At 71.3% G+C, this 4,054-nt stretch carries 2 protein-coding genes and 1 pseudogene; all 3 read right to left on the reverse strand.

What is annotated here, in order from left to right:
* Positions 1-814 (reverse strand): annotated as a pseudogene (locus D7X55_RS36925) (hypothetical protein); the annotation flags it as partial.
* A gap of 116 nt (positions 815-930) precedes the next feature.
* The gene (locus tag D7X55_RS36930; protein WP_120553136.1) at positions 931-2,274 is read right to left on the reverse strand and encodes a sigma-54 dependent transcriptional regulator; all 1,344 of its coding nucleotides are present in this window, start codon (positions 2,272-2,274) and stop codon (positions 931-933) included.
* A partial coding sequence (locus D7X55_RS36935; RefSeq protein ID WP_121725480.1) for an ATP-binding protein occupies positions 2,271-4,054 on the reverse strand: 1,784 nt, incomplete at its 5' end. The genes D7X55_RS36930 and D7X55_RS36935, both read right to left, overlap by 4 nt.

Consider the following 4,054-nt stretch of genomic DNA (forward strand, 5'->3'; position numbering starts at 1 on the left):
CATCCCAGCCCACACGAGCCTCGGCCTGGAGCGAGTACCCGTCCGGAAGGGGAGCGGACGCCAGCGGCACGCCCTCCGGGCCCACTGCCTGGAATCGCGCCAACTCGTAGTCCGGGCCGAAGAAGCCTTGCCGGAAGCCGCCGTGCTGCCTGCGTGCCTCCAGGCGCACCGACACATCCCACGCGGAGGCCACCGCATCCGCCCCCATGCCCAGCACCGCGCCCCAGGCACCTCCAACGCCCGGTCGTCCGCCCCAGCCCGCCAGCAGGTGCGCTTCCAGTCCCGGACGTCTGAGCACCACCGCCGTTGCGTCCAGGTGCGCCAGCGTTACGGACGGAGCGCGGCCTCCGGCCCGTCCCCAGTAGCGGCGCACCAGGTGCGCCGACAGCAGGCTGTAGTCCTCCAGGGCGCCGAGCCACACGCCCACGGGCGTCGTGTCCGAGCCCAGCTTGAGGCCGCGCACGAGCTGGCCCCAATCAGAGAGGCTGTCCCAGTCCTCCCTACGCACGAAGCCCGCATTCCCTCCACCACCCCAGAGGCGCAACCGCACGGGCGTGCCCAGGTTGAGGCCGAACTCCGCGCCTCCGTCGAGAATGAGGGTCGGCTCCACCTGGAGGAAGCCCTCGTTCGTGCCCATCCCCGCGCGCGGCAGGAAGGACAACGTCGTTGCCTCCACGCGCAGCAGGTTGCGCCAGGCATCGTCCCGTGGGCGCCGTTCCTCCTCCACGGGCGGCACCTCCGGGACGCCCTCTGCCCATGCGGCCACCGGCAGCAGCAGCCACAGCCAGACAGCCCCACTTCGCGTCATTCGCATCCACGCCCCCTGGGAGTGACACCTCCGAGGAGAGCAAAGGACACACGTCTGACATTCAGCCCGGCACCCGCAGACCCTGCGCTGCTACTCAGGGGCGTACCCCTTGAGCACCGCTGTCAGCCCCCCTTGTGCTGCCAGCCCTTGATCTTCGCGTACAGCGAGCTGCGGGAGATGCCCAGCTTCGTCGCCGCGCGCTCCACGTGGCCGCCCTCGCGCGCCAGTACGCGCTCGATGTGGCGGTGCTCCAGCTCCTCCAGCGTCAGGTCCTCGCCCAGCGGCTCCTCCGCGGGCAGCAGGGACTCGAAGCGCAGGTCGCTGCGGGACAGGCGGGACGTGCCGGACAAGAGCACCGCTCGCTCCAGCACGTTGCGCAGCTCACGGATGTTGCCCGGCCAGCTGTAGGCCATGAGGGCCCGCTCGGCGTCGGGCTCCAGCTCCACCTGGCCCCGGCCCCGGTGCGCGCCCATCTCCGCCAGGAAGTGACTCGCGAGCACTGGCACGTCCTCGGCGCGCTCGCGCAGGGACGGCACGTGGAGGATGAGCGTGCTGATGCGGAAGTACAGGTCGCTGCGGAAGCGCTTCTCTCGCGCGGCCACCTGCAGGTCCTGGTGCGTGGCCGCCACGAGCCGCACGTCCACGCGGCGGTCCTTCACATCACCCAAGCGCCGGAAGCGCTTCTCCTCCAGCACCTTCAACAGCTTGGGCTGGACCGCCACGTCCATGTCCCCAATCTCATCCAGGAACAGCGTGCCCCGGTCCGCCACCTCCAGCAGGCCCGGCTTCGCGGCCACCGCGCTGGTGAAGGCACCCTTCTCATGGCCGAACAACTCTGAGTCCAGCAGGTCCTTGGACAGCGCGGCGCAGTTCATGTCCACGAAGGGGGCGTCCTTGCGCGGCCCGACTTCGTGCAGCCAGCGCGCGAGCACGCTCTTGCCGCTGCCCGTCTCGCCGGTGACGAGCACCGGGCTGTCACTGTCGCGCACGCGCTCCGCCTGGTCGCGCAGCGCGCGGATGGCGGGGCTGTTCCCCAGGAACGGATCCACCTGCGTGCGCGCCGTGCGCGAGCGGTCCGCCATCAGCCGCTGCCGCTCGCGCCGCTGGGCCACGAGCCGCTCCAGCACCACCTTGAGCACCGACAGCTCCAGCGGCTTGGTGAGGAACTGCTCCGCGCCTTCCTTCACCGCCTGCACCGCCAGCTCGATGGAGCCGTGCCCGGTCAGCACCACCAGGGGCACCGCCGCGTCCAGCTCCTTGAGCCTCGGCAACAGCTCCAGCGCCGTGCCGTCCGGCAACCGGTAGTCGATGACAGCCACGTCGGGCCGGTGCGTGCGGAAGCCCTCCTGAGCCTCGGCCACGCTGGTGGCTTCATCCACGTCGAAGCCGTGCTGCGTGAGATAGCCCTTCATACCCAGACGGACGCCGGGCTCGTCGTCCACGAGCAGGATGCGGGTGCGAGTCATGACACCTGGGACTGCGAAGTTGGGCCGGTGTTGCCGGCGGGGGACAGGGCAGGCAGCAGGATGGTCACCTCCGCGCCTCCCTGGGGATGGTTGGACAGACGGATGCGCCCCTGGTGCTCATCCAGGATGCGCTGAACGATGGACAGCCCCAGGCCGGTGCCTCCCCGGCGCTTGCTGAAGAAGGGCTCGAAGACGTGGGGCAGGTCCTCGCTCTTGAAGCCGGGCCCTCCGTCGTGGACGGTGCAGCGCACCCAGGGACGCCCCGCCTCCTCCACGGCCTCCGCCGTCACGTGAACGGCAGTGCCCTGCGGGGAGTGCTGCACGGCGTTCTCCACCACGTTGCGGAAGACGTGGAACAGGCGGCGCGCGTCCATGCGCACCGGAGGCAGCGCGTCGGACACCTCGCGCACGAGCGTCACGGAGGCCTTGTCGCTGGTGAGCATGCAGGCGGACAGGGCGTCGGCGACCACCGCGCCCACGGCGCCGTCCGTCCATTCGCCCCGCGTGGGACGGCCGTACTCGAACAGCTCCTGGGTCAGGTGCGTGAGACGGCGCACCTCGCCTCGCAGCACATCCAGGTAGGGCTTGAGCTCCGGCCGCGTGCCGTAGGTGGCCTCCACCGCGTCCACGACCGCGGAGATGGAGAAGAGGGGGTTTCGCACCTCGTGGGCCACGCCCGCGACAATGGCACCCATGGCGGCCATCGTTTCACTGCGCCGCACGTATGCCTGCAGCTCCAGCAGGCGGGTGACCTCCGTGGCCACCAGGATGATGCGCGGATCCTCGCTGGCCTTCTCACCCACCCACGCGGCGGACACCTCCCAGGTGCGGCCGGATTCCGGGTCATGCACCTGGCGGCTGGCACTGCCGTGCGTCGCGCGCAGCTCCTCCACCAGCGGAGTCGCGCTGGACCAGGGCTGCGCCCCGGAGGTCGTGGCGAGCGGCTGGCCGGAGGGGTCCGTCTCCCGGAAGAGCACGCGGGCCGCGTCGTTGAGCCGGTGGATGATGCCGTCCGCGCTCAACACCAGGAGCGGCGAGGCCACCGCGTCGAAGGTGCGGCGCCACTCCGTCGCGGAGCGGCGGAAGCTGTCGTTCAGGCGCTGGCGCAGGTCATCCGCGAGCCGCCGGTCGGTGACGTCCGTGACGACGCAGCCCAGGTGCACGCCGCCCAGGGCGTCCAGCCCGGAGGCCGCGGCGCGGCTTCGCACCCAGCGCACGCGCCCGTCCGCGCAGATGATGCGGTGCTCGATCTCCACCTCCGTGCTGGGGGCCAGCACCAGCGACCCGATGCACTCGCGATAGCGCGCGCGATCCTCGGGGTGGATCATCTCCGACCACAGCGGTGAAGGCGTCCCCTCCGGGCCGTCGCCGATGAAGGCGCTGGCTGGATAGCCGGTGGTGCGCTCGACGACGGGCGTGCAGTAGAAGTCACGCAACATGCCGTCCCGCAGCTTCCCGCCCCACAGGTAGTCCGGCAGCGAGCGGGTGAGCACGTCCAGCCGCCCCTCGTGCTCCTGGAGCGACGCCTCCGCGCGCATCCGCTCCGTGACCTCCGACAGCGCCGCGATGACGCCCAGCACCGCGCCGCCAGAGCCGCGCACGCGCGAATAGCTCCCGAACCAGAAGCGCGACTCACCCGGGGCCGCGGGCGTCTCCACCTGGAGGCTCAAGTCCTGCACGGGCGCGTCCGACTCCAGCGCGCTCGAAAGCCGGGACGCGAGCGCCGTGCCCAGCTCCGGCAGCACCTGCGACACGTGGCGGCCCAGGTGCGCCTCCACCG

It is taken from the genome of Corallococcus sp. AB049A (genome assembly GCF_003668885.1).
Classification (GTDB): Bacteria; Myxococcota; Myxococcia; order Myxococcales; family Myxococcaceae; genus Corallococcus; species Corallococcus interemptor.

Coding starts and splice junctions, on each gene's coding strand:
- D7X55_RS36930 (WP_120553136.1), bottom strand. CDS start 2,274: ATGACTCGCACCCGCATCCTGCTCGTGGACGACGAGCCCGGCGTCCGT.